The organism is Salinibacterium sp. NYA9b, from assembly GCF_976973725.1.
Map to the genome: position 1 here is coordinate 361,089 of NZ_OZ333476.1, position 22,302 is coordinate 383,390.

At 60.8% G+C, this 22,302-nt stretch carries 22 protein-coding genes and 2 tRNA genes; 14 read left to right on the top strand and 10 right to left on the bottom strand.

What is annotated here, in order from left to right:
• Positions 1 to 130 precede the first annotated feature (130 nt).
• The 3 genes from ACWFSR_RS01760 to ACWFSR_RS01770 all read left to right on the top strand — a co-directional run bounded on the left by ACWFSR_RS01760 (position 131) and on the right by ACWFSR_RS01770 (position 1,969).
• Positions 131 to 1,699, top strand: a complete 1,569-nt coding sequence (locus ACWFSR_RS01760) for a peptidoglycan DD-metalloendopeptidase family protein (protein WP_447522912.1) — start codon at positions 131 to 133, stop codon at positions 1,697 to 1,699.
• 99 nt (positions 1,700 to 1,798) lie between these two features.
• Positions 1,799 to 1,870: transfer RNA gene (locus ACWFSR_RS01765), tRNA-Thr, on the top strand.
• A 25-nt stretch (positions 1,871 to 1,895) separates the two neighbouring features.
• A tRNA-Met gene (locus ACWFSR_RS01770) sits at positions 1,896 to 1,969 on the top strand.
• Between the two features lie 3 nt (positions 1,970 to 1,972).
• Here the strand turns inward: ACWFSR_RS01770 and ACWFSR_RS01775 are convergent.
• The 3 genes from ACWFSR_RS01775 to ACWFSR_RS01785 form a co-directional block, all read right to left on the bottom strand.
• Positions 1,973 to 2,971 (bottom strand): tyrosine-type recombinase/integrase, encoded by a 999-nt coding sequence (locus tag ACWFSR_RS01775; RefSeq protein ID WP_447522913.1) that lies wholly within the window; start codon positions 2,969 to 2,971, stop codon positions 1,973 to 1,975.
• Between the two features lie 46 nt (positions 2,972 to 3,017).
• Entirely contained in the window at positions 3,018 to 3,410 is a 393-nt protein-coding gene (locus tag ACWFSR_RS01780; RefSeq protein ID WP_447522914.1) for a hypothetical protein, read from the bottom strand.
• A gap of 110 nt (positions 3,411 to 3,520) precedes the next feature.
• Complete coding sequence (locus ACWFSR_RS01785; RefSeq protein WP_447522915.1) at positions 3,521 to 4,057, bottom strand: hypothetical protein; 537 nt, start codon at positions 4,055 to 4,057, stop codon at positions 3,521 to 3,523.
• Positions 4,058 to 4,209: 152 nt separating this feature from the next.
• Between ACWFSR_RS01785 and ACWFSR_RS01790 the strand changes: the two genes are divergently transcribed.
• Complete coding sequence (locus ACWFSR_RS01790; protein ID WP_447522916.1) at positions 4,210 to 5,019, top strand: hypothetical protein; 810 nt, start codon at positions 4,210 to 4,212, stop codon at positions 5,017 to 5,019.
• 348 nt (positions 5,020 to 5,367) lie between these two features.
• On the opposite strand, the gene ACWFSR_RS01795 is transcribed toward ACWFSR_RS01790, so the two are convergent.
• Together ACWFSR_RS01795 and ACWFSR_RS01800 are read right to left on the bottom strand one after the other, a co-directional pair.
• Positions 5,368 to 6,441 (bottom strand): replication initiator, encoded by a 1,074-nt coding sequence (locus tag ACWFSR_RS01795; protein ID WP_447522917.1) that lies wholly within the window; start codon positions 6,439 to 6,441, stop codon positions 5,368 to 5,370.
• A gap of 80 nt (positions 6,442 to 6,521) precedes the next feature.
• On the bottom strand, positions 6,522 to 6,833 hold the full coding sequence (locus ACWFSR_RS01800) for a hypothetical protein (RefSeq protein ID WP_447522918.1): 312 nt from the start codon (positions 6,831 to 6,833) through the stop codon (positions 6,522 to 6,524).
• Positions 6,834 to 6,921: 88 nt separating this feature from the next.
• Here ACWFSR_RS01800 and ACWFSR_RS01805 point away from each other — a divergent pair, with 88 nt between their 5' ends.
• Together ACWFSR_RS01805 and ACWFSR_RS01810 are read left to right on the top strand one after the other, a co-directional pair.
• Positions 6,922 to 7,065 (top strand): GPGG-motif small membrane protein, encoded by a 144-nt coding sequence (locus tag ACWFSR_RS01805; RefSeq protein WP_197108232.1) that lies wholly within the window; start codon positions 6,922 to 6,924, stop codon positions 7,063 to 7,065.
• Positions 7,066 to 7,340: 275 nt separating this feature from the next.
• Entirely contained in the window at positions 7,341 to 7,907 is a 567-nt protein-coding gene (locus ACWFSR_RS01810; RefSeq protein WP_447522919.1) for a GNAT family N-acetyltransferase, read from the top strand.
• A 96-nt stretch (positions 7,908 to 8,003) separates the two neighbouring features.
• Here ACWFSR_RS01810 and xylA read toward each other — a convergent pair whose 3' ends face one another.
• The 3 genes from xylA to ACWFSR_RS01825 are packed head-to-tail and all read right to left on the bottom strand — an operon-like array spanning position 8,004 to position 11,817.
• Positions 8,004 to 9,200 (bottom strand): xylose isomerase, encoded by a 1,197-nt coding sequence (xylA, locus tag ACWFSR_RS01815; protein WP_447522920.1) that lies wholly within the window; start codon positions 9,198 to 9,200, stop codon positions 8,004 to 8,006.
• 47 nt (positions 9,201 to 9,247) lie between these two features.
• Complete coding sequence (locus ACWFSR_RS01820) at positions 9,248 to 10,300, bottom strand: ABC transporter permease (RefSeq protein ID WP_307783962.1); 1,053 nt, start codon at positions 10,298 to 10,300, stop codon at positions 9,248 to 9,250.
• A complete protein-coding gene (locus ACWFSR_RS01825) occupies positions 10,297 to 11,817 on the bottom strand; it encodes a sugar ABC transporter ATP-binding protein (protein WP_197126086.1) in 1,521 nt (506 codons plus the stop codon). Before ACWFSR_RS01825 ends, ACWFSR_RS01820 begins: the two co-directional genes overlap by 4 nt.
• 302 nt (positions 11,818 to 12,119) lie before the next feature.
• On the opposite strand from ACWFSR_RS01825, the gene ACWFSR_RS01830 reads away from it, so the two are divergent.
• The 7 genes from ACWFSR_RS01830 to ACWFSR_RS01860 all read left to right on the top strand — a co-directional run bounded on the left by ACWFSR_RS01830 (position 12,120) and on the right by ACWFSR_RS01860 (position 19,701).
• Entirely contained in the window at positions 12,120 to 13,163 is a 1,044-nt protein-coding gene (locus ACWFSR_RS01830; RefSeq protein WP_197108224.1) for a substrate-binding domain-containing protein, read from the top strand.
• A gap of 111 nt (positions 13,164 to 13,274) precedes the next feature.
• Positions 13,275 to 14,444 carry a Gfo/Idh/MocA family protein gene (locus tag ACWFSR_RS01835; protein WP_447522921.1) on the top strand — a complete coding sequence of 390 codons (1,170 nt, stop codon included), beginning with the start codon at positions 13,275 to 13,277 and terminating at the stop codon, positions 14,442 to 14,444.
• Between the two features lie 17 nt (positions 14,445 to 14,461).
• Positions 14,462 to 15,463, top strand: a complete 1,002-nt coding sequence (locus tag ACWFSR_RS01840) for a sugar phosphate isomerase/epimerase family protein (protein WP_197108222.1) — start codon at positions 14,462 to 14,464, stop codon at positions 15,461 to 15,463.
• A gap of 28 nt (positions 15,464 to 15,491) precedes the next feature.
• Positions 15,492 to 16,736 (top strand): ROK family protein, encoded by a 1,245-nt coding sequence (locus ACWFSR_RS01845; RefSeq protein WP_307783961.1) that lies wholly within the window; start codon positions 15,492 to 15,494, stop codon positions 16,734 to 16,736.
• A 171-nt stretch (positions 16,737 to 16,907) separates the two neighbouring features.
• Entirely contained in the window at positions 16,908 to 17,417 is a 510-nt protein-coding gene (locus ACWFSR_RS01850) for a GNAT family N-acetyltransferase (protein WP_447523433.1), read from the top strand.
• Between the two features lie 84 nt (positions 17,418 to 17,501).
• Positions 17,502 to 18,305, top strand: a complete 804-nt coding sequence (gene heR / locus ACWFSR_RS01855) for a heliorhodopsin HeR (RefSeq protein ID WP_197157206.1) — start codon at positions 17,502 to 17,504, stop codon at positions 18,303 to 18,305.
• Between the two features lie 151 nt (positions 18,306 to 18,456).
• A complete protein-coding gene (locus tag ACWFSR_RS01860) occupies positions 18,457 to 19,701 on the top strand; it encodes a leucine-rich repeat protein (RefSeq protein ID WP_447522922.1) in 1,245 nt (414 codons plus the stop codon).
• Positions 19,702 to 19,805: 104 nt separating this feature from the next.
• On the opposite strand, the gene ACWFSR_RS01865 is transcribed toward ACWFSR_RS01860, so the two are convergent.
• Both ACWFSR_RS01865 and ACWFSR_RS01870 read right to left on the bottom strand, forming a co-directional pair.
• Entirely contained in the window at positions 19,806 to 20,810 is a 1,005-nt protein-coding gene (locus tag ACWFSR_RS01865; protein WP_197108208.1) for an NADP-dependent oxidoreductase, read from the bottom strand.
• 48 nt (positions 20,811 to 20,858) lie between these two features.
• Complete coding sequence (locus ACWFSR_RS01870; RefSeq protein ID WP_447522923.1) at positions 20,859 to 21,563, bottom strand: type 1 glutamine amidotransferase domain-containing protein; 705 nt, start codon at positions 21,561 to 21,563, stop codon at positions 20,859 to 20,861.
• A gap of 126 nt (positions 21,564 to 21,689) precedes the next feature.
• Between ACWFSR_RS01870 and ACWFSR_RS01875 the strand changes: the two genes are divergently transcribed.
• Positions 21,690 to 22,295 carry a TetR/AcrR family transcriptional regulator gene (locus tag ACWFSR_RS01875; protein WP_197108203.1) on the top strand — a complete coding sequence of 202 codons (606 nt, stop codon included), beginning with the start codon at positions 21,690 to 21,692 and terminating at the stop codon, positions 22,293 to 22,295.
• The last annotated feature ends 7 nt before the right edge of the window (positions 22,296 to 22,302 follow it).

A 22,302-nucleotide genomic window follows, 5' to 3' on the forward strand; every position in this document is an offset into this window, starting at 1 on the left:
GTACGCGCGTAGGTTCATACCCGAATTATGCATTCACACCTAGCAGGTGAATCGCGTGGAGGAGAAGAATGTCACTGACGAGCGCCAGCGCCGCAGCGACTCTCTCCTCCCGTCACGCCGGTCTCGCTCTATGAGCCGAGACCACCTGTTCCCACAGCAACCGGGAACCGCGGGCAACGCTCCGCTCACTCGAAAGCAACTGCGCGAGCTCGAACGTGTGGCTCAGCTTGACGCTAAGCAGAAGCACGGCACGAAGCAGCGCAGCACGAAGCAGTCCGCTGCTACCCCGTCGGTGGAGGCGCCGACTACTCCCGTGCTCGCTGACCTGTTTACGCCGCACTCGATGGATGAGCCCACTGCCGACCACGCGCCGGTAGTGGTTGAGCGGGCACTCGCCATTGACGTGGCTGTTGTCGCCGAAGTGGCTCCGGTGGCCTATACGGCGCCGGTTCTCGAAGCGGCTCCCGTAATCACTACGGCCCCGGTGGTCGAAGCTTCGCTGCCCAGCCGACGCTCTTTGCGCGCCCAGCAGGCCAACGCAGCGGCAGTGCCGGCGATCCCCACAGCGCCCGCCTCGGTTTCGGCGTCGGTGCTCGGTGCCACTGCGCCAGCAGCGGGAGCCCCAACCGTTTCGGAACGACTCTTCACCGCGCCGATCGCGACGGTGCCCGCATCCACCGCGTCGGTTGCGTCGGATCTGGTGGCTGAACAGGCTTCGTCCGACGAGCCGCTCAGCATTTTTGGCATCACCCCAGATCCGGCTATCGCATCCACTTCTGTGGCTGTCGCCCCGGCTGCGCACGTTGCGCACGATCTGGCGAGAAAGAAGCGGGCGAAGTCGGGCAAAGCCGCCAAGAGTGCTCGTGCGCCGAAGCCGACGAAGGTTGCCACAGCTCCGGCTGCCCGCGCGCCACGTGGCTCCGCCGTGAAGTCGAAGCGCGTCTGGGTTTCGAGTGCAGCATTCGCACCAAGTGGAACGCCCCGTCGCCGCACGAAGGCCGCCGCATCCAAAGCCTTCTCCTTCGTCGCCATGCTTTTTGCTGGAGCGATCCTGGTTGGCGTCTCGGTGCCCTCGAACGCGTTCGTGGATGGCGACGCTGCGATCACGGCAGCTATTGCCCCGGAAGCAGATCTCGCGGCCCTCAGCAACAACGTTCGCCCCTCGCAGTCCTTGGCAGTGTCGGGTGAAGTCGAAAGCGAACTCGCTGCCCACGACAGCATCAAGGTCATCTCCTACGCCGAAGTTCTGGCGCTGCAGTATGCGGGAGTCGACTACGACTACAACGCGACTGTCGGCGCTGTGCGCTGGCCGTTCCCCTATACGGTCCCCATCACTGATGGTTTCGGCGATCGCGTCGGCGGCTTCCACAAGGGAACAGACTTTGCGGCCGCATCCGGTACGCCCATCTATGCAATCGCAGACGGCACTGTTGACCTCATCCAGGCCGACTGGTCGGGCTACGGATATCACGCGATCATTAGCCACGTCATCAACGGGCAGCAGGTCGAAAGCCTTTACGCCCACATGATCACCGACTCCAGCCCGCTTGTGGTTGGACAAGAGATTAAGGCCGGCGATTTCATCGGTCTCGTTGGTGAAACTGGTATCGCCTACGGCGCACACTTGCACTTCGAAGTACACCTCGATGGTGTTCCCGTTGACCCCTATGCTTGGCTCACGACGAATGCTGTCGACTAATCTTCTTGTAGGGTCGATTTTGACCCAAAAGCGTACTTAGAGGCCCTAAACGGGTGCTAGTCTCTTACGGTGCCAATTGCGCGTTCAGCGCTTTTGTGTGCCCCCTTAGCTCATTGGTAGAGCACTTCCTTGGTAAGGAAGAGGTAGTGGGTCCGATTCCCACAGGGGGCTCGCTTATCCAGCAATTGGATGATGCGGCTGAGTAGCTCAGTTGGTGAGAGCGCACGACTCATAATCGTGAGGTCGCGGGTTCGAATCCCGCCTCAGCTACAACTAAAGATGCCCGAGAATCCGCAGATTTGCCGCGTTCTCACCCCCTCGAAATGTGACCTCACGATTCGAGGGGTTCATCTTCTCTCGCACTGCCAGTGCCGCTTCGGTTGACGACGAGCGCGTATAAAGCTCGGTAGTCGTAATCGATGCGTGACCAGCTACGCGCTGAATGTTCTGGGGCGAGTTTCCCGCCCGCGCGAGACGCGTCAGAAACGTGTGCCGGAGGTCATGGAACCGAAGCTCACGCCCGTCGGAGAATGTCGCGATCTGTCCACGAATCTGCGGCCACTTCACGGCCCGCGAGAGGTTGCCGCTGTCAAACGGCCCACCACGCACGCCCGTAAAAACATGATCGAATCCGGCTTCCTGTGCCTGCTCGAGCCACGGCAGTAGTTCGTTGAGGATCGGCACGCTTCGGATGTGCCCACTCTTCGTGGGGCGAATCTCGAGTTTGCCGCTGCCATTGGGGGAGTAGGTTCGACGTACCGTAATGAGGCCTTGCCCCGTGTCAACGTCCTCCCAGCGCAGCCCAACGAGTTCCCCCAGGCGCAGGCCGGTGAAGGCAAGCCCGGCGAGCGAGCGCTGTCCGAACGGGTGGAAGTCCGCGAGTGTGAGCATGCGTGCGACCTGAACGTCGCTCAGCGCGCGGCTTACGGGGTCAGCATCGTGGGCTTTGCCGCGTGAGGCACGGAGCGATTTGCAGGGGTTCGCAAGAATGAGACCTTCCATCACGGCGAGGCCCAGCAGGCGGGAGAGTAGCGCGAGCGCGTCCTGTTTTGTGGAGGGGCTGCCGCTCCACGCGGCACGAGCGCGGGAGATGGTGAGCGGCGTCAGCTGCTCAAGCGCCAAGCTGCCGAGGGAAGGTTGGACGCGCAGCCGCCAAGCACGGGAGTATGCCGCGACGGCGTTAGAGACAAGTTCCTCTGCCACGACAGAGTGAAACTCGTCGTAGAAGTCGGCAAGCGTCACCGAGGTGCGCTTGCTGGTGGGAAGTCTCATAGTCTGAGACTACGACACTAGATGCGGCTAGTGCAACATTCTGGGACTAGCTTTTATTCTGACGTTCCCCCATGCCCTTGAGGAACGCCTCCACGTCTATCTCGATTCCGGGAAACTCGTAGACGTCTGGATGTTCTCCAAACGCAGCTCGGAACTGCGAGATGCGCCGGTAGACGCTTGATCTACTCATGCCGAGGTTTTCCTGCATGCCTTCAAATCCGCCGACGAGTCGCCAGAGAATCCAGAAGCCGAAGAGGTCGAACATGGTCGAGTTGATGTACCCACGCATGAGCGTTTTGATGCCGGGAAATGCGGCAAGCAGAGGTTTGTTTACCGTCTGGTTCGCTGAATGGTAGGAGTCCCAAGCTGTCTCGAGGGCGCTCCTTGCTCGGCCTTCACCTTCGGGTGATGGCATGCGATCCGCTCTGAAATCAGCCACTTCGTATCGTCTCCTAGTTTCGTAATCCGCGACTACAAGACTACGGCCAACGACCGTCAGGGGCTATCTCTAATGGTTCTCCCGAAATCTTCTATACAAGATCAAGATGCTCAGAGCAGGAAGAAGATGTTTGCGAACGGATTAGTGTCGCTCGACCCCTCACCAAGGACGATTGTGGCGGTTACTATGACCAGAGCGTGGCCTTCGGATGCAGCTTCGGGGGAGTGCCAGACTCGACTCTCCAGGCCAACACGTTTCACAAGGAAGTCATCATCCATGAGGCAATAGGTTGGGCCGCCATCTGATGGGTGAGTGAAGTCTTGCATTTGCTGCGAGTTGGCAGGTCTCGTCAGCCCGTCGATGAGCGTCTTTAGTCGATTGTCGGGATCGCCCACTGGGCGTCGAGATGGTGGCGTAAGTAAGAGGACATCGAGCTCGACTGCCGTTCTAAACTTGTCGTGAGCAGGCGACACGAACCCGTGCCCCTCAACCTCGCTCGTTATCATCGGCAAAACACCCCCACCGGTGAACCCTTGAACTTGGGCCTTTATTTGAGGATGGAAATGCTCTCTTAGCGTCGCCTTGACTTTCGATACCCGTCCCTGAGTGGCGGGGAGCGGTCCAATGTACGAGAGCGTGAGCTTCATGAGTGCACAGTATCAGCGGGATAGCTGCCGCCCTACGCGCTGCGCTTGATGCGACCCAGCACGTAAACATGCGGCACACCCACGGCACGGCCGCTCCCCACGATGAATTATGTCGACAGGCGCAACGCGAACTTTGGCAATAGGCTCCGTTCATGCCTCTTGCCGCAATTGAACCTACGTTTATTGAGTCGCTCGCCGCGTGGAGTACCCTTTCCGCCGCGATTGCGACCACCCTCTCGGCAGTGTTCATTGCCTCGCAGGTGTTTCTGACGCGTAGGAGTTTGAACACCACAGAAGAGACCTTGGGGCTAGCTCGAGATGAGATTGCCCATGCCGCTCTCTTGCGGACGGATGCCCAGCGCGCAGCAATCGATGCTGAGATGCCGAGGTTGACAGTAGAAGTCACCAGACAAGCGCGAGAGATGTGGCGCAACGACAAATTCGAGGCGGATCCGGAACGGTTGTCAGATGAATCCCAGCCCGTCGAGCTGAAGGTAGGCGAGGAGTTCATAACCCCTCGGGACAACGCGATCCCCATCGCAGTTGGTATGGAAATCAGCGTGTCGAATGATGGTCCGAGACGCGCGCGCGTTCGGATTGATCATCCCGAAGGAGGGCGCGAGGTGGTCATTATGCCAGGCGCCGCCACTACGCAATGGGTTACGCGAGAGCAGTCACTACAAGAATGGATAGAGATTGCACTTTTACGGGAGGGCGGGACGAGCGAGGAACGAGAAGTTGCAGGAGTGACATATGAGTATCCCGGAGACTTCGGTGCGAACGAATCGCACCGAGTCGTCCAAGGAGGGACGATCGTCGAACGCGTCCCCGGCAACATGGGCGGCTGGCGGATAAAGTCACTAGCCCCGAGCGAGACTGATCGGAGCGTCGCGCTGAAAGCAGTAACGATGCCCTTTACCCGTACCTACTGGGCATCTCGGGAGCGTGAGCGTGGTCTGTAGAACACCAAATGGAACTGCCGCCCTTCGCGCTTCGCGCTACGGTTGCCCTTAAATTCGTGGTTGGCTCCCCGGCGTGGCTGGGTTGATGGTCCGGCGTGCAGGCGGGTGGCCGTGCGGGGCCGCGCGTTCGCCCCTCCGGGGCAACCACGCGCGACACCCGCCCAGCCCGCCACCTTCATGGCCGGCTACATCCACCAGTCAGACGCAGTAAGCGCACAACTCGCGCCCAAACGCGTCACGTTCTTCCTTCGGCGGGGTGGGGTTTCCGCACGCATCACACGCGCGAAGGCCCATCATCGCGCAGATTTGGCAATCAGGTTCAGCCATTCTCATCACCTCCCTTCCCGCTCACGGAACCGCCGCCGCGCAGGGGGCTAGCTCTCGTCGGATACGCAGCGAGCGGCCCTCGACGGCCTCCACCTTCTCCGCTGGATGCGCCGCAGATTCCGGCGCTTCGACGTTCGCTAGAAACCACTCGAGCCGCAGCCGACGCTGCACCGTGCGGGTAAGGCCAGTGAACGACCAGCCGGGGCGGTGCTTCGTGCGGCGGGACGCGCTCACCACTTGGGAGCGTGCGCCGTAGCGCTCATGCACCCGGCCACGGCAGAACTCTGGTTCGCAGTCGGGCGCGCAACGCATTGCGCGTGCGGCTTGCTCGAGCGCGAGCAGATGCGACCACACGCGAGGGTGCACCGTCTCGCCCTGGTGCACGACATCCTTCATGACGTAGTTCAGCGCTTTGGAGAGATACCAGATCGTTTTCGCGCCGTCACCGTCAGCCCGGAAAGCGTCACACTTCGGTTGTGCGCCCCACTCGACCCGCGCGCCGTCGATCTTGGAGAAGGCGACAGCTGAGCGCGCCGCGTTGAGTAAAACGTCAGCATCCGGCGCTTCGGAACGTGCGATGCGAACCAGCACGTGAACGTGCAGCACACCACGGTCTTGCCACTCGCGCACGATGAAGTACTCCACCGAGTCCCAGCGATCCCGCAGCCGCCGCCGCGTGCGATCCCACAGCAGCCCCGCGTCACGGTTCCATGCGGCCTGCCCCGCGTAGTCATAGCTCGAGGGGCGCAGAGCTACGCCGCGTAATCCAGCGTCGTTGGCGGTGTGTAGGTGACCACATTTGCACCGAGAAACGGCTTGCCGTTCGTGCTTTGGTACTCGGTGAACGGCACCGAAGGAAGGGGCGGTCAGGGTCAGCAGGTAGAAGCCATAGTTCTGCACCGGGCCGTCGAAAACGCCGGAACGAGCTATTGAAGCCCAGTCTCCCCGGTACAGTTCAGCGCACGAGCCGCAGCTGCTCTTGACGCGAGAACCGCAGCGCACCCAGATGCCCGTAGAGGTCTTGATGGGGCGCACGCAGCCGCGCGCGATTACCTCAGCTGCACCAGCTTCGGTGGTAGTAGTGTTGGCTCGCATAACGAGCGGCTACAACGGATACACGTCTCATAATCGTGAGGTCGCGGGTTCGAATCCCGCCTCAGCTACAGTTGGCGGTTTCATTGTGTGAAGCCGCATTCTTCATTTGATCGATTGACCGCGAAGATCTTGAAGAGATCTTTCTCTTCGCCGTCCATCGGGACTGCTCTTTTGGTCGCGGATACTGTTCGAGCCAGAGGACGCTTGTTCTCGACTTTTCGACGGCGTGCCCGGATGGGCTTCTCGATGGTCCGGCCTCTGAGCTTCAGGAAGAATGTGGCTATCGAGCGCAGGTTGAATGAGCTGATAGCGAGCGCGGTCACGAGATCGGTCGTGGCGTCCTTGCCGTCGCGATTATTACCGCGACAATGTGGATGAAATACAGTGCTCAAATCCCGAATGGGGGGTACAGTTTCTTCACCAGACTCGATCTGGCTTTAGGTCTGAGGTCGTCGAAGCGTAACGAAAGGGAGCAACACCATGGCAACACTTCTCTGGATCATTGCGGCAGTTCTCGTTATTTCTGGCATTGTCGCGCTCGTTCGCCGCCAGCTACTCTGGGGCATTGTTCTCATCGTCGTGGGACTGCTGGTCGGTCCAGGTGGCGTGAGTCTCTTCACCTAAAGTCGCGGCCAGCGCGGTATGGAGCGCACGCAGAGTCCTCTGGTTCCTGCTTCCTCTTTGCCGCACCCAAGGCCCTGCTGGGGGCGCTTGCGTCGAACCCCTCAATCGGACAGGCTTGCGCGTCGTTAAGTGAAATACCTTCAACTTTAGGGGCGTTCTCTTGGCTGTTTCATAGAAATCTGTGGTTTTCTATCGGAATGGACCTGCAGCGGACATTCAGTGGGTTCTCACCACGAGCCAACCCCCCCCCCCCGACCGAATGAGGAAATCGCTTGATGAAGCTGAGCCTTCGCCCACGCTTCGTGCGCGGTCCGTCGATGGACCGAACCATCAACGCGCCGACGCTGGTCACCGACCGTCTCACCCTGCGTCCACACCGCGCTGATGACTCCACACGGTGGTACGAAATTCAGTCATCGCCTGACGTGCACAAGTTCACGTCGTGGCCCCAGCGCGATCGCGCGGAGTCCTATGCGCACCTGCTTCACCGCACAAAGCATGTGACCTTGCGACAGGCGAACGACTTTCTAGCCCTCGGCATCGAGCACGAAGGGCAGCTCATTGGTGATGTAGCACTTCATCTTCGGTCGGTCTCGCTCTCGAGCCGGACAGCCGAAATCAGTTGGATCTTGCATCCGGATGCGTACGGCCAGGGCTATGCCCGCGAGGCTGCTGAAGCGATCATGGAGTTCGCCTTCACCGAGGTGAATATCCAATGGCTCGTCGCCGTTATTGACGAGAGCAACGAAGCATCGATCGCCCTTGCGAAACGCCTTGGCTTCCGCGCAATGTCCCGCGACGGCCACGATCTGTCGTTCGTGGCCGGCAGCTTGCGGGAATAGGCTCGCGCGGGTGAGCCGCACCTTAGCTAACGAGAAAGCCGCCTAGCTCACTCCCTTCGGAGCAAACTAGACGGCGTTCGTCTGTGCTGCGCAGTACTAGCCGCGGGCACCCATCAGGTGCTCCATCGCGAGTTGCTGGAGGCGAACGAAGCCGAAGCCTTCGCCATCGAAGAAGCGCTCAGGCTTGAAGTCTTCGAATGATGCGCGGTCTGCGAGGAAGTCATTGTACGACTCGCCCTCACCGAGCGTGGGAACGCTGAGCTCAGCAACCTTTGCCGCAGACAGAGCTTCCTGCACCTCTGAATCAGCACGGAAAGCCGCAGCGCGCTCCTTGAGCATTAAGTACATGCTCATGTTGGCCTTAACAGATTCCCACACGCCCGTGCTGTCTTCGGTGCGCGAGGGCTTGAAGTCGAAGTGACGGGGGCCGTCATAGGAGGGGATGCCGCCGGGGCCACCGTTTTCGAGCAGGTCGACGAGCGAGAATGCATTCTGCAGATCGCCGTGACCGAAAACGAGGTCTTGGTCATACTTGATTCCGCGCTGACCGTTGAGGTCAATGTGGAACAGCTTGTTGGCGTGCAGCGCTTGGGCGATGCCGTGGGTGAAGTTGAGTCCAGCCATCTGCTCGTGACCCGTCTCAGGGTTCACGCCGACCAGCTCGGGGCGTTCGAGGGTGGCGATGAAGGCCATCGCGTGACCAAGAGTCGGGAGCAGGATGTCGCCGCGAGGCTCGTTCGGCTTGGGCTCGATCGCGAACTTGATGTCGTATCCCTTGTCGGTGACATAGTCACCGAGTAGGTTCACGGCTTCGCGGTAGCGGTCGAGTGCGGCACCGATGTCCTTAGCGGAGTCGTACTCGCTGCCTTCGCGGCCACCCCACATAACGAAGGTTTTTGCTCCAAGTTCGGCGGCGAGGTCGAGGTTGCGCATGACCTTGCGGAGCGCGAACCGGCGAACGCCACGGTCGTTGGAGGTGAAGCCGCCATCTTTGAAGACGGGGTGGCTGAAGAGGTTGGTCGTCACCATGGGAATCACGATGCCGGTGTCAGCCATGGCCTTCTGAAGGCGGTCGATCTCGTGCTGGCGTTCGGCATCCGTTGCTTCGAACGGAAACAGGTCGTCGTCGTGGAATGTCATGCCCCAGGCGCCGAGCTCCGAGAGCTTGTTGACCGCGAAGACGGTGTCGACAGGCGCACGCGTCGGGCCACCAAAGGGGTCGGCTGCGGCCCATCCGAAGGTCCACAGACCGAACGAGAACTTATCGTCGCGAGTGGGGGTGGGTACGGACATGGTTACTCCTTGAATAGTGGTGACGAGTGGAAAGAACGGGGGCGTGGTTAGCGCTTATTGCGGGCGGCAAAGCGTTGCTGCAGGAGAACTGCCAGCACGATGATGACGCCCTTGGCGACGGCCTGAACCGACGTGTTGAGGTTGTTCTGGGTGAACACGTTGGTGAGGGTCGCGAAAATCAGGACGCCGAATACGGTGCCAACAATCGTTCCGCGACCACCGATGAGCAGGGTGCCTCCGACAACGACGGCAGCAATAGCGTCGAGTTCATACAGAGTGCCGTGCGTTGAGGTGCCAGCGGTCGTGCGTCCGAGAATCATGACGGCCGCGATACCTGCGGTCATGCCAGCAATCGCATACAGGTAGACGGTGTGGCGCTTGACCTTGAGGCCGGCGAGGCGAGCTGCTTCACGGTTGCCACCGATCGCGATCGTGCGGCGACCGAACGTGGTGCGGTTGAGCAGGATCCAGCCGAGTGCGGCAACCACGATGAAGATCCAAATCAGGATGGGGATGCCCAGAAAGTCGGCACGGAAGACTTCAATGAATTCCTGCGATCGCACGATCTGAGTTGAACGGTTGGAGAAGATCTCCGCAAACCCACGCGCAGCAACGAGCATGGCGAGAGTCGCCATGAAGGCGACAACGTTGCCATAAGAGATCACGATTCCGTTGACGATTCCGGCGAGGGTGCCGACCAGAATGGCGACGACAACCATCACGATCCACGACGTCTGCTCGGCGAAGGTCTGGATCACCGAGAGCGTCGAAATCACGCTCGCAAGCCCCATAACGGAACCCACCGAAAGGTCGATGCCGCCACCGATGATCACGAAGGTCATGCCGATGCTGAGCACACCGATGATCGAGGCGAACCGGATGATGGTGAGAATGTTCTCAAAGTTGGTGAACCGTTCGCCAGCGGTGAGGGCCCCAATCGCGAACAGCACGAGTAGCGCGATAACGAGCCCGAGGTTGCGGCCGGCGCTGCTGGACATGACGCGCGAGAACCAACTGCGGCTGCTCGGGGTCACGATGTCTGTGGATTCCGTGGCCGGGTTGGGGTGCTCGGCTGAGGGAACGGTGGGCTGCTCGCTCACGCGGCACTTCCTTTCATCACGAGATCGAGCACTCCGTGCTCGTCGATCTGGGTGGCTTCTGTTGTGGTGAGTACGTGACCGTCGGCAATGACGAGCACGCGGTCGGCGAGACCGAGGACTTCCTCGATCTCGCTGGAGACGACGATGATGGCGGTGCCGGCGGCGGCCAGGCGACGAATGAGGGCGTAGATTTCGGCGCGGGCTCCGGCATCCACTCCTCGGGTTGGTTCGTCGAGGAGCAGCACGGAGGTTCCGTGAACGAGCCAGCGGGCCAGCAGAATCTTTTGCTGGTTACCGCCAGAGAGGCTGCCTGCAGGATTGTCGGGGTCGGCCGGGCGCAGTTCGAGTGCCTCAATTTGTTCGACAGCGGCAGCCCGTTCGGCGTTCTCATTGAGGAACCCGAAGCGAGCAAAGCGGGCAAACGAGGAGAGGGTCACGTTGGTGAAGATGGGCTGGTCGAGGAGCAGGCCCTGGCTCTTGCGTTCTTCGGGGGAGAGCCCAACGCCATGCTCGACCGCATCCGTGACGGAGCCGGGGGAGAGTTGTGAACCGCTGACCCGCACGGTGCCGGTGCTGGGCTTGCGGGCGCCGTAGATAGTTTCGAGGATCTCAGAGCGGCCCGATCCGACGAGGCCAGCGATGCCCAGAATCTCGCCCGCGCGCACGCTCAGGTCGACGCGATCGAAGACGCCTTTCAGTGAAAGGTTCTCGACCGTGAGCACTTCAGGGGAGTCCGCGGGCACGGGCACTCGCGCCGGGAACACGTTGTCGATGTCGCGCCCCGTCATCAGGCGAATGAGTTCGCTCGTCGACGTATCGGCGACGGGGAGGCCATTGGCGGTGCTGCGGCCATCCTTGATGACGGTGATGCGGTCACCAATTTCGCGAATCTCCTCGAGGCGGTGAGAGATGTAGACGACAGCAACGCCGGATGCCGTGAGCTCATTCACGACCCGGAAAAGGTTCTTGACTTCCTCAGAGTCGAGCACCGCCGATGGTTCATCCATGACGATGAGTTGAGCGTTGCGAGACAGGGCGCGGGCCATGCTCACGATCTGTTTGTTCGCGGGGGAGAGTGATCCCACCTCGCGGCTGGGGGAGAGGTTTCCATGACCGAGCCGATCGAGCAGCTCGGTGGCGCTCTTGTTGGCGCGGGAGCGTTGGGAGAACCCACCGGTAGCCATCTCGTGGCCGAGGTAGATGTTTTCGGCGATGGTGAGGCCATCGACGACATCCAGCTCTTGGTACATCGTGGCGATGCCGAGTTCGAGGGCAGCAACAGGGTTGCTGATGGTGACGAGCTCACCGTGCCAGCGCAGTGTGCCTTCGTCGGGGGTGTGCACGCCGGCGAGCATTTTGATGAGGGTGGATTTGCCCGCACCGTTTTGGCCCAGGATGACGTGCACTTCGCCGGGAGCAATGGAAATGTCTACGCCTTTGAGGGCGCGCACCGCACCGAAGCGTTTGGTGGCGCCGCGCACCTCGAGCAATGCGGGCTCATGGTCGACTTTGATCATGGTGGCAACATATCAGACGTTGGAGCCGCGGGGAATGGGAATTTTGCAGACGTAGCGCCCCGGAATGCCGGGAATTCGTCATTCCCTACCGGTCATCTTTATCGAACGAAGTTGCGAGCACTGCGGGGGAAATTGCGGGTCACTCACCCGCCAAAATACCTGTTGACGCGGGATGCATCTCTGTTATGTTGTTCCAAACGTCAATGTGGACACAGCCAAACCCCTCCTCGTGAGATCCGGTTTAGCTAACGCACCTCCCGTTGGCGAACACCACTGCATTTCACTTACCTAGGAGGACGTACATGTTGGCAACTCGCATGAGCCGCAAACTGCTCATCACCGCGGGGGCATCGATCGCCGTCGCAGGCCTACTCGGAGGCTGCACGGCTGGCACCGCAGAAAACAACACCACAACCGGTGGAACCAGTAGCGAAGAAAACGAAGCCGCCGGTGACACCATCACCATCGGCTTCTCTGGCCCCGCCGCCGACCACGGCTGGCTCGGCGCCATCAACTCAGCCGCGATCTCAGAAGCGGAAAAGTACGAAGACATCAACCTCGTTGTTGCCGAAGGCACCAACGACGCCAACCTGCAGATCAGCCAGGTCGAGACCTTCATCAACGACGGTGTTGATGCAATCGTTCTGCTGCCCACCGACGGCGCAGCGCTGACCGAGGTAGCCATCAAGGCGATGGAAGCCGGAATCCCCGTGATCAACGTTGACCGCGAGTTCTCCAGCACGTTCGCCGCTCGCGTCACCATCCTCGGTGACAACTACGGCATGGGCGTCAGCGCCGGAACCTACATTTGTGAGCAGCTCGGCGACAACCCCGACGCCGTGATCGCAGAAATCGCCGGCATCGACTCGCTTCCTCTTACTCAGGCGCGCAGCGAAGGATTCGCCACTGCACTCGACACCTGTGGCCTCGAGGTTTCTAACCGCGTTGCTGCCGACTTCACCATCCAGGGCGGCGAAGCAGTGACCTCGCAGTTGCTCTCCGCGGCCCCTCAGATCGACGCGATCTGGAACCACGATGACGATCAGGGAATTGGCGTCCTCGCTGCCATTGCTGCCGCAGACCGCGATGAGTTCTTCATGGTCGGTGGCGCCGGATCCGCAAACGCAATGCGCGAGATCCAGTCGGGCGATGGCGTGCTGCAGGCGACGGTAATTTACCCGTCGACGCAGGCCGCTGACGGCATCCGTCTTGCTCGCCTGATTGCTCAGGGAAAGTCGCTGAGCGACATCGTTGAGGTCGAGGTGCCCAAGCGCATCGTTCTCAACGCACCGGTAGTCACGAGCGACAACGTCGACGAGTACCTGCCGACCGCGTTCGAGTCCTAAACCGCATGAATGGAGTGCCCGCCCGGATACTCTGGGCGGGCACTCTGGTCGGTATCCCGCACGCGATAGCTGACCAAAGAACCACACAACGAAGTGAAAGGGTTACGCACGATGTCAGATAAGCGCCACCTGAAGGTTGCAATGATCGGTTACGGCTTCATGGGAGCCGCTCATTCACAAGGCTGGAGGGTTGCGCCCCGATTCTTTGATCTGGATGCCCAACCAGACATGCAGGTGCTGGTCGGACGCAATGCCGAAGCCGTGGCGGATGCCGCAACTAAGTGGGGCTGGGCAGAAACCGCCACCGACTGGCGCGAAGTTATCGCTCGCGACGACATCGACATCGTAGACATCGTGACCCCGGGTGGATCGCACGCTGAAATCGCGATTGCCGCTCTCAACGCGGGTAAGCACGTGCTGTGCGAAAAGCCGCTCGCTAACTCGGTAGAAGAAGCAGAGCTGATGGCGGCGGCCGCGAACGCTGCGGCCACGAACGGGGTGATCTCCATGCTGGGGCACACCTACCGTCGCCTTCCGGCAACAACGCTGGCCAGGGATCTCGTGGCCGCGGGCAAGATCGGTGAGATTCATCAGGTGCGGGCTTGCTACCTGCAGGACTGGCTCACCGACCCCGAGACGCCGCTCGTCTGGCGCCTCCAAAAGGACCTCGCAGGCTCAGGATCGCTCGGCGATATCGGCGCCCACATCATCGACCTCTCGGAATACATCACCGGAACCCACCTCGTTGAGGTCTCCGGAACGATGGAAACGATCATCAAACAGCGCCCCGTGCTCGAAAGCACGGCCGGGCTCGGCGGCACCGGCGGAACCGAAATGGGCGACGTCACCGTCGACGACGTCGCACTCTTTACCGGCCGCTACGACAGCGGAGTGCTTGGATCCTTCGAAGCCACTCGCTTCGCGACCGGCCGCAAAAACGGTCTGCGCATCGAAATCTCCGGATCCCTTGGCGCCATCAGCTTCGACCTCGAACGCCTCAACGAACTGCAGTTCTTCGACGCGACAGCGCCCGCAGAGACGCAAGGCTTCACCACCATTCTGGTGACCGAGCCCGAGCATCCGTACATCGCAGCCTGGTGGCCCGCCGGGCACATGCTCGGCTACGAACACGCGTTCAGCCACCAAGCCAAAGACTTCGTTGACGCCGTGACCAGCGGCAGCCCCGCATCGCCCTCCTTCGATGACGGAGTTCACGTGCAACGCGTGCTCGCCGCCGTCGAAGAAAGCTCCAACGCCCGCAGCGCGTGGACAACCATCTAGCAGAACTGGAGAAAACCATGACTCGACCAATTACCCTCTTTACCGGCCAGTGGGCTGACCTCCCTTTCGAAGAAGTTGTTGAGCTCGCCGCAGGGTGGGGTTACGACGGACTAGAAATCGCCTGTTGGGGTGACCACCTGGACCCCAGCCGCTGGGATGACGCCGCTTACGTTCAAGGCAAGCTCGACCTGCTCGAAAAGCACGGCCTCAAGGTGTGGGCCATCTCTAACCACCTGCAGGGACAGGCGGTCTGCGACGATCCCATTGACCAGCGCCACGAAGACATCCTGCCGCCGGCAATCTGGGGCGACGGGGATGCCGAAGGTGTGCGCCAGCGTGCCGCCGAAGCCATGAAGAACACGGCCCGCCTCGCTGCGAAACTCGGCGTGAAGACCGTGATTGGGTTCACCGGCTCGAGCATCTGGAAGTATGTCGCGATGTTCCCGCCCGTGAGCCAAGAAGCAATCGATGCCGGCTACCAAGACTTTGCCGACCGCTGGAACCCCATCCTCGACGTCTTCGATGAGGTCGGTGTGCGGTTCGCTCACGAAGTGCACCCCTCCGAGATCGCGTTCGACTACTGGACAACAGTGCGCACCCTCGAAGCCATTGGCCACCGCGAAGCCTTCGGTCTCAACTGGGACCCCAGCCATTTCGTGTGGCAAGACCTCGACCCCGTGAGCTTTCTCTGGGACTTCAAAGACCGCATTTACCACGTGGACTGCAAAGACACGAAGAAGCGGATGGACAACGGCAAGAACGGTCGGCTCGGCTCGCTTCTTGCCTGGGCTGATGGCCGTCGCGGTTGGGACTTCATCTCCACAGGTCACGGAGACGTGCCGTGGGAGAGTAGCTTCCGCATGCTCAACCAGATCGGCTATGAAGGCCCCATTTCGGTGGAGTGGGAAGACGCTGGAATGGACCGCCTGATCGGAGCACCAGAAGCTCTCGAGTTCGTGCGCCGTCTCGCTTTCGACCCGCCCGCAGCGGCGTTTGACGCAGCCTTCAGCTCGAAGTAACTATGCTGAACTGTCGAAAGGAACGTGAGTGAACGCGGACGTACGAGCTGAGCTCCGAGGGAACAACTTTGATGTTGTTCGTCGCCGCAACCTCTCCATCCTTCTCGGCCGAGTGCATGCGCTCGGGGGTATCTCCCGCGCCAAGATGACCCACGAGACAGGGCTCAACCGCTCAACAATCGCCGACCTCGTTGCCGAACTTGTGCAACTGGGGCTCGTCGTTGAAGCCGGTCCCGACCAGACCAGTCTGGTCGGGCGGCCCAGCTCTGTCATCGTTCCGAGCGAACACATCGTCGCCATCACCGTGAACCCGGAGGTGGATGCCGTCACGATCGGGCTCGTAGGGCTCGGTGGTCGCGTCATCCGCCAAGTTCGCTACGACACCGGGCGCCTTCTCAGCGCACGCGAAGCAGTAAATATTTCTGCCGCCGTCATCGCCGGGATGAAGGGTGAGCTCGATTCGAACTACCGCACCGTAGGGATCGGTATCGCCGCTCCTGCCCTGGTGCGGGAGAGCGATGGAGTGTTGGCGCTGGCCCCACACCTGGGCTGGATCGACGAACCCATTGCCGACATGATGCGCGAAGCGACCGGCTACCCCGTTTATGTTGCCAACGATGCGAGTCTCGGTGCCGTAGCCGAGTCGGTGCGTGGTGCCGGCGTTGATGGTCAAGAGCTGATCTATCTCAACGGTGGCGCGAGTGGTATCGGTGGAGGCGTCATCACGGGCGGTGCGCTGATGACCGGTACCACGGGCTACGCCGGAGAAATCGGTCACACTCTCGTCAACACCAACGGTCTTGATTGCCACTGTGGGGCCATCGGATGCCTCGAAACCGAGGTGCGCCAAGAGCCGCTTCTTGAGGCGGTCGGTCTCGACCTCTCGCAGCCCGACCAGCTGGATGCCCTGCTCAAAGAGCGCTACGTCGCCGGCGACCCAGCAGTTGTCGCAGTTGTCGACTACCAGATCAGTTTCCTCGCCCGTGCGCTCGCCAATGTCGTGAATATTTTCAACCCTGAAGTCATCGTGCTCGGCGGGTTTTTGGCGTCGTTGCTTGCGGTGGCCGAAGAGTCACTGACCCGGCAAATGCGACGGTCAGCGTTGGAGGAACCAGGACTCGCAGTGCGTTTTGCGCCGGCGACCTTCGGCGACGAAATCCTCACGCTCGGTGCCGCTGAGCTCGTCTTCTCGCACCTCATTGCGGACCCAGCGGCGACGATGCGGCCCACAGTCGAGCGCTCTCTGCCCGACGCGGAAGCGCATCCGGCGTAATTTACCTCCTGTTTACAGGGCCGGAATCCCCGCGACTAATTCGTGTCAGTGGTTGTGTCAGACTTCTGCGAACACCATGGTTGGCACGCTCGACGGATACATCGGTTCGGTAGGTTCATGCCCAGAAATGATGCTCGGCCCACGCTCGAGTCGCCTCTGCGTGTTCCGAGCATGCGCACCGAGCGATTGGTACTACGCCCGCATCGGTTGGCAGACGCCGAACGGTGGCACGAAATCCAGTCAAGCCCGCACGTGCGCCAGTACACGACGTGGCCGCAGCGCACCGCGCGATCCTCCTTGCGACAGCTGAAATTGAGAACACGGCAAACGCAGATGCGCCGCGTGGATGACGTGCTGGCGTTGGCCATTGAACACGACGGCGAGCTGGTGGGTGAGATCACCCTGCAACTGCGGTCGCTCACGGCCGCTGCGCGGTGTCTTGAGGTGAGCTGGATTGTTCATCCCGCGTATCAGGGCCAAGGAATCGCGTACGAAGCGATGCGTCCCCTGCTCGCCTATATGAGAACCACTATTGAGGCGTTACTGCTCGTGGCGGTCGTGCATCCGGACAACGCAGCTTCGGTCGCGCTCGCTCACAAACTGCACCTTCACCCTTTGCCGGGCACTGCGGATCGCACGGTGTTTGTCGGCAGAAATGGGCCGCTCGCCGCGCTGCCGTGAGGGGAAGAGAACGACCGCGCTAGAGGACCCGTTCGCTGGTGCGGCCGGTGCTAACGTGGCAGCTACCGTCGAAGGGAATATCCCGTGTCAAAGAAGACCTATTCACCGGAACAACAAGTCGACCGACTACGCGTCTACAACGTTGTGGCGGGCAGCCTGCACCTGCTGCAGGCCATCGGCTTTGCGATTGTTCTCACAATGCTCAGCACTCAAGTGCTGTTCGCCGTTACGGCCGACTACTTGGCTGGCCCTCCCGGAGCGCCCATTCCGCCCGAGCGGGTGACCGTTTTTGAGGTCAATATCGGCGTCGGCGTTGTGGCCTTTCTCGCGCTCAGCGCGTTTTTCCACTTTTTGGTTTCGAGCCCGTGGTTCTTCGGGCGCTACAAGACGGGTCTGTTGGAGAGTCGCAACTACTTCCGCTGGACGGAGTACTCGCTCAGCTCCTCGATCATGATCTGGCTCATTCTCGCGATCAACGGCGTCACTGATATCGCCGCCCTCTTCGCGGTCTTCGCTGTGAACGCCGCGATGATTCTGTTCGGCGCCTTACAAGAGAAATACGAGAAGCCAGGATCGGGCGGGATGCTGCCGTTCGTATTCGGATCGATGGTCGGCGTTGTGCCGTGGATTCTCATCCTCATCTACTTCTTGCGACCGGGCAGTGCGAACGAAGTGGCGGCCCCCAGCTTTGTCGTCGGCATCGTGATTTCGCTCTTCGTGTTCTTCAACACGTTCGCGCTCAACCAGTGGCTGCAATACAAGCAAGTGGGAAAGTGGAAGAGCTATCTGCAGGGGGAGCGCACCTACATCACGCTCAGCTTGGTCGCGAAGACTGCGCTCGCGTGGCAAGTGTTCTCGGGCGCCATCATCCCGGCACTCACGAGTTAGCGAGCAGAAGGCCTCCAGATTAGTTAGACCACTTGGCGGGGGAACAACGCTGACTACGCTGTGCCAATAGGGTTAGTCGGGTCGGTTCTACTCACGCTCTGCGTCGACGATTTCAACCACGTGCGTGTGACCCGAACTGATTGTGGATCTGATGATGAATAGTGCTGCCTCTAGCCCCGCGCCGATTGCCGACCGGCCCGCGAACAGGATGGGGCGAATCGCCGCAGTCCTCGTCGCGTCTGCTCTGGTTGCGGCTGGTTCCGCTATCGCCGCGACCCCGGCCTATGCCTTCCCCGTCTTGATCACTCAGGATGGGATGACGTTTGAGGGCGACGACTTTGACCCGGCTGCTGGTGCAACCGTCACCGCCTACAACCCCACAGCCGCAAGCGGCGGCACCGATGCCGATATCCCTTCGTCAGTCACGATCTCGGGCGACACTTACCCCGTGGTTGCTATTGGTTACGCCGCGTTCCGGGATGAAGGGATCACTTCGATCGTTATTCCGAGCAGTGTTAAAGTCATCGGCAACTCCGCGTTTCAAGCCAACTTCTTAGATTCTGCAGTGATCCCCAACTCGGTGACGTCTATCGGCGATTCTGCTTTCAACTACAACAGATTGACAACCGTGACTATCGGGAATTCGGTAGAAACTATCGGAGATGACGCGTTTGAGGACAATGATCTAGAGACGGTGGTGATTCCGGATTCTGTCACCACGATCGGCGAGTACGCGTTTTACGAGAACTCCCTCACGTCGGTGACATTGGGCAGTTCCCTCGTAACGATCGAAGAGTCTGCTTTTGAGGACAATCTGCTCACCTCAATCACTTTTCCCGCGTCTATCGCGGCCATCGGGGCTGGCGCGTTTGAGGGCAACGATTCGCTGTCCGACGTTGTATTTCTTGGCGCGGCTCCCACAATGTTCGTTCCGGCGGGTCTAAACGGGGCCTTAGGTGCGTCTTCGCCAACCCTTGTGCACTACGGCAGTGCCTTCGCTGATCCTGCAGCTGCAGCGGGATTCACTACCCCCACCTGGCAGGGCTACAACGCCGTCCCGAACCCCATCGTGACTTTTGACCTCTCCGGCCGTGGCGTCGCCATCGCACCGAAAGAAGCAGTGTTCCGCACCGCCATTTCGGCCCCGACTGCGCCCACAGCAGCCGGCTATACCTTCGAGGGCTGGTACACGGATGCTGCGCTGACGACTCTTGCCGATTTCTCCACGCTGATCACTGCCGACACCGCGCTGTTCGCCGGTTGGAGTGCGGTCGCTGCTGCGGATGCCGAGCCGATGCTCGCGGCGACGAGCAGCTCAGCTCCGCTTCTGCCGATCGGTGCACTGGCAGCGTTGCTTCTCGCCGCCGGAATTGTGTTGCGACGTCGGATGGCCTGACTTGCGCGTTAGTTAAGAAATGCCCCGCAGCGTCAGCTGCGGGGCATTTCTATTTCACGCGAGGTGTGTGGTGTGTGCCGTTCGGGTCGGCCGTCGCGAAACGGTTAGAGGCGAACGATCGCCTTGCCGGTGTTTGCACCGTTCATCATGCCGTTGAAGGCGTCGAGCGCGTTGTCGATGCCATCGGTGATGGTTTCGTCGTAGGCGATCTTGCCTTCGGAGAGCCATCCCTGCATTGCCGCACCGAACTCGGGGGCGAGGTGGAAGTAGCTTCCCATGGTGAAGCCCTTGATGGTCAAGCCACGGGTCACGATGTTGGCGCTGTTCTTGATGCCCTCATCCTTGCCATTGATCAAGGACATGACGCCGCAGACTGCCACGCGGCCGCCATCCTTGAATGCTCCGAGGGCTGCCGAGAGGTGCTCGCCACCCACGTTGTCGAAGTAGACGTCGATGCCGTCGGGGGCTGCAGCATCCAGCTGGCCAGCAACGTCGCCATTCTTGTAGTTGAAGGCGGCGTCGTAGCCGTACTTGCTCGTGAGGAGTGCAACCTTCTCATCGGTGCCTGCCGAACCGACGACGCGTGCTGCGCCGAGGAGGCGGGCGATCTGGCCAACCATGGTGCCGACTCCACCCGCTGCACCAGAAACGAAGACGGTGTCGCCTTCCTTAATGTGCGCGATCTGGGTGAGGCCGGTCCAGGCGGTGATTCCAGTGATGCCGAGAACGCTAAGGAACAGCGAAGGCGAGATGCCGGGAACGTTCGGGAGCGCCTTGAACTGGCCAGCAGGAGCCTGCGCGATGTCGCGCCATCCGAGCTGGTGCTGAACAAGAGTGCCAACAGGCAGCGATGCGTCGTTCGACTCGATGACTTCACCAACGGCCGCGCCGCCCATGGTCTCGCCGAGGTTGAAGGGAGCAACGTACGAGCGGCCCTCGTTCATGCGACCACGCATGTAGGGGTCAACGGAGAGGAAGGTGTTACGTACGCGAACGTCGCCGTCAGCGAGCTCGGGGAGCTCGATCTGAACCTTCACAACGTTGTCGGTGGTCGGAACGCCGGTGGGGCGTGAGGCGAGCTGCCATTGGGTGCTTGTAACAGTTGTCATGAAAATCTCCTTGAAATTGATGAAGTATGAAAAGTGGGAAGTGTGTGGTTATGACTTGTCGGCGACGATGCGCTCGGCAACGGCGACGGATGATGCGGGGTTCTGACCGGTGTACAGCGCGCCATCAACGACGACGTACGGGGCGAAAGGCTCTGCTGCCTTCGAGTAGTCGGCACCCAGCTCAACGAGGCGGGTTTCGACGAGCCACTTGACCTTGTCGGCGAGACCACCGAGTTCTTCTTCGGTGTTCGCGAAGCCCGTCATCTTGCGACCCTTGAGGACCCATTCGCCGGTTGCCTTGTCGTTCGCGGCCAGCAGTGCTGCCGGAGCGTGGCAGAGCACACCGAGTGTCGTGTTCGATTTCACGGCTTCAACAATGAGCTGGCCGGAGTTGTCGTCGACGGCGAGGTCTTCCATGGGGCCGTGGCCTCCGGGGTAGAAGATCACGTCATAGTCACTCGCGTTGACGGCATCCAAGCGGAGCGGATGCTGCAGCACAGACTGGAGGTCGACGATGCGGGCCTCAAAGTCAGCGAGGCGCTCGGCGGAACCGACGCCACCTTCGCTGAGGCTGATCGCATCAAAAGTGGGGGCAACTCCTGCGGGGCTGGCTACCTGAACCTTCCATCCGGCTTCGGTGAAGATGCGGTATGGCTCAAGGAACTCTTCTGCCCACACGCCGGTGGGGTGCTGTGTTTCGTCAGCGAGCGTCAGGGAGGACGCTGCCGAGAGGACCATCAATACGTTTGTCATGCTGACTCCTTACACAACCATGGTGCTCGTTTCCGAGCCCGTTGGTTTCTTATCAAACCAATTGGTTCGACAGTACGTCGGCGTGTAGGCTAAGTCAAACCAACCGGTTCGATTAGGGGGTGTTTGGTGGTTTCGACAGAAATGCCGCGTGATCAACTCCGCGGCCGCGAAACAAAACAGCGCGTACTCGAGGCAGCTGCGGCTGAATTTGCCGAGTACGGCGTTGCTGGTGCGCGCATTAACCGCATCGCGGAAACGGCGAAGGCGAGCAAGGAACGTATTTACGCCTGGTTTGGCGACAAAGACGCCCTCTTCGACCACGTCATGCAGACCGGGCTCGACCGCCTCGCTCATGCCGTTCCGATCGATGCTGATCTCGTGGAATACACCGTGCGACTGCACAACTACTTCGTCAACGACCAGAGCGCGCAACGTGTCACCATGTGGGCCTGGCTGCACGACGCCGAAACGCTCGGATCATTCTCTGAAGGGCGCGTCGAGGGCTACAAGCACAAGCTCGAAGTGATCGCCGACGCCCAGCAACGAGGGGTCGTCGATTCATCGTGGAAGCCCGAAGAGCTACTCGCTCTGCTGCTGGCCGTTGCCAGCAACTGGGAGCGCGCACCAGCAGAACTGCGCTCCATCGGATGCCCCGAGTTCGCGGGCAGCGAGAAAGCCCGCTGCGACTCCGTGCGCGAAGCCGCCCGCCGGCTCGTAGAGCCCCACTCCTAGTAGCCCG